Here is a 3,194-nt window from a genome sequence, read left to right as displayed (position 1 = left end):
CGCCTGCTGCCGGCGCTGGCCGACGGCAGCGCCGCGCGCACGGCGACCGGCCGCCCGCACGGCACCCTGCGCCGCGAACTGCTGGCCACCCTGCTCCACGAGCTGACCCACCTCTACGACCGCGCGCGCGCCTGGCCGGCCGACGAGGCGCGGCTGATCCGCCGCTGCCGGCAGCAGGCCCGCAGTCAGGGCGACATCGGCCTGCCGGGCGAATGCCGCGGGCAGAGCGAGCGACGCTTCACCCTCTCCGACGACCCGCACCTGCTCGACCTGGCCGGCTGGGCGCAGCGCGTCGGCCAGCGCGGCGCCCGCGAAGCGGACAACCCGCAGGAGCTGCGCAGCCCGGACGCCTACGAGCTGAGCAACCCGCGCGAGTTCGTCGCAGTGAATATGGAGTACTTCCTCCTCGACCCGCAGTACGCCTGCCGGCGACCGGGCCTGTACCGCCACCTGCGCAGCCACTTCGCCTGGGCGCCGCCGGCAGCCGACTGCGCCGGCGAGCTGGCCTACCTCAACGCCGGCAGCGACTTCGCCCGCCAGCCGCTGGCACGCCTCGACCCCGAGCGCATCTACGCGGTCGACTACCTGTTCGCCGAAGCCAACGACAACTGGGTCAGCCGCTGGGGCCACAGCATGCTGCGCCTAGTGGTGTGCGCCCCCGGCCGGCCGCGCGGCCCGGATTGCCGGCTCGACCTCGACCGGCACCTGGTGCTGTCGTTCCGCGCCTTCGTCGGCGATGTGCAGCTGTCCAGCTGGGACGGCCTGACCGGCGCCTATCCCTCGCGGCTGTTCGTCCTGCCGCTCGGCCAGGTGATCGACGAATACACCAAGACCGAACTGCGCAGCCTCGCCTCGCTGCCGCTCGGGCTGTCGCGCGCGCAGATCCGCACGCTGGCCGAGCGCGCCGCCGAGCTGCACTGGAGCCACGACGGCGACTACTGGTTCCTCAGCAACAACTGCGCGGTGGAGACCCTCAAGCTGCTCAGGAGCGGCAGCGCCGACCCGCGCCTGGCCGACCTCGACAGCATCACCCCCAGCGGCCTGCTCGAGCTGCTCGAGGCGCGCGGCCTGCTTGAGCGCAGCGTGCTCGCCGATCCGCGCGAGGCGCTGCGCCTGGGCTACCGCTTCGACTCCTTCCGCGAACGCTACCAGGCGATGTTCGCCGTCGCCCACGAACGCCTGGCCCTGCCGCAGGCCACGGTGGAGGACTGGCTGGGCCTGCCGGCCGCCGCACGGCGCGGCCACTTCGCCAGCGCCGACCTGCGCGCCAGCGCCGCCCTGCTGCTGCTCGAGCAGGCCGCCCGGCGCCGCCAGCTGCAGCTGGCCCAGGACGACCTCAAGCGGGCCTACCTCGGCCGCCGCCAGCGTGGCCAGAGCAACGCCGCGGCCGACCGCACCCTCGAGCGGCTGCTGGCCGGCAGCGGCTTCCTCAGCCGCCCGGCCGAGCTGCTCGACGGCGGCTACGGCCTGCCGCAGCCCGGCGAATGGCAGCGCCTGGAGCAGGAAAGCGGGATGCGCCAGGCCGAGCTGCGCCAGCTCAGCGATCAGCTCGACACGCAGCTGCTGGCCCTGCTCGAGCCTGCGCGGCGCCGCGAACTGGATGACGGCGAGGTCAACGTGCGCCAGATCGGCGACCGGCTGCGCGCGCTGCACAAGGCCGGTGGCGGCCTGCAGCTGCCCTGACGGCGGCGTTTGCCGCTAGACTGCCGACTCCTCCCGTCGGACCTGCGGCGTGCGCCGCCCTGCAACGGAGCCGCCATGTCGCCCCTGCTGCTCGCCCTCTGGCCGCTGTTCGCCCTGATCGTCGCCGGCCACCTGCTGCGCCGTGCCGACTTCCCCGGCGAGGCCTTCTGGCCAGGCGCCGAGCGCCTCAACTACTTCGTGCTGTTCCCCGCCCTGCTGCTCGGCAGCCTGGCCCGCGCGCCGCTGGACAACCCGGCGCTGCCGCGCCTGGCGCTGGCGGTGCTGCTCGGCCTGGCCGCCGGCTGGCTCGGCCTGCTCGCCCTGCGCCGCTGGCGCGGCTGGCCGGCGGCGCGCTTCGGCGCCATCGTCCAGGGCACGCTGCGCTTCAACACCTACCTGGGCCTGGCCACGGTGGGCAGCCTGTACGGCGCGGAAGGACTGACCCTGGCGGCGCTGATGCTGGCGCTGATGGTGCCGGCGGTGAACGTGCTGTCGGTGTGGGCGCTGAGCGCCGAGCGCGGCGTCAGCGCGCGCAGCCTGCTGCTGCCGATCGCCCGGAACCCGCTGATCCTCGCCTGTCTGGGCGGCGCCCTGCTCAACCTGGGCGGCATCGGCCTGCCCGGCGGCACGGAGCGCCTGCTCGGCCTGCTCGCCGCCGCCAGCCTGCCGCTCGGCCTGCTCTGCGTCGGCGCCGCGCTGCGCCCGCAGGAGCTGCGCGGCGAGGGGCCGGCGCTGCTCGGCAACTGCGCCGCGCGCCTGCTGCTGATGCCGCTGCTGGCCTTCGCCGTGGCGCAGCTGCTGGCCCTGCCGGCGCTGGAGAGCAGCCTGCTGGTGCTGTTCTTCGCCCTGCCCACCGCGCCCACCGCCTACACGCTGACCCGCCAGCTCGGCGGCGACGGCCACCTGATGGCCGGCATCATCACCCTGCAGACCCTGCTCGCCGCCGTCAGCCTGCCGCTGCTGCTGGCGACGCTGGCCTGACCGGAGCTTCGCCATGCACCTGCATCCCTGGTCCCACCCCAGCTCGGCCGGCTTCACCCTGCGCGGCTGGCACAGCGAGCCCTCGGGCAAGCCGCTGCTGCACTTCCTGCACGGCAACGGCTTCTGCTGCCGCGCCTACGAGCCGCTGCTGGCCCTGCTGGCGCGCGACTTCGACCTCTGGCTGTGCGACGCTCAGGGCCACGGCGACAGCGACCACGGCGGACGCTTCCACGGCTGGAACCGCAGCGCCGAGCTGGCGGTGGAGGCCTTGCGCGCCGGCCTCGGCCGCTTCGGCGCGGTGCCGCGCCTGGCCTGCGGGCACAGCTTCGGCGGCGTGCTGAGCGGCCTGATCCTCGCCGGCGAGCCGGCGCTGTTCCAGCGCGCGGTGCTGCTCGATCCGGTGCTGTTTCCGCCGGCGATGATCGGAGTGATGGCGCTGTCCGAGCTGCTCGGCCTGCACGAGCGCCGCGCGCTGGTGCGCCAGGCGCGCGGCCGCCGCGAACGCTGGCCGGACCGCGCCGCGGCCCGGG

The 3,194-nt window shown here is 74.9% G+C and carries 3 protein-coding genes; all 3 read left to right on the top strand.

From position 1 onward, the window contains the following. The coding region (locus E5198_RS20735; RefSeq protein ID WP_136491799.1) for a DUF4105 domain-containing protein at nt 1–1,683 on the top strand (1,683 nt) is incomplete at its 5' end. Between the two features lie 75 nt (nt 1,684–1,758). Beyond that, entirely contained in the window at nt 1,759–2,664 is a 906-nt protein-coding gene (locus E5198_RS20730; protein WP_136491798.1) for an AEC family transporter, read from the top strand. A 13-nt stretch (nt 2,665–2,677) separates the two neighbouring features. Further along, nucleotides 2,678–3,194: alpha/beta hydrolase (locus E5198_RS20725; protein WP_136491797.1), on the top strand; the 517-nt coding region annotated here is incomplete at its 3' end.

The sequence above is a fragment of the Pseudomonas sp. A-1 genome, assembly GCF_004801855.1.
Taxonomy (GTDB): Bacteria; Pseudomonadota; Gammaproteobacteria; order Pseudomonadales; family Pseudomonadaceae; genus Geopseudomonas.
Note: the sequence above shows the minus strand (reverse complement) of the source record. Positions and strands in the feature narration are given on the sequence as shown.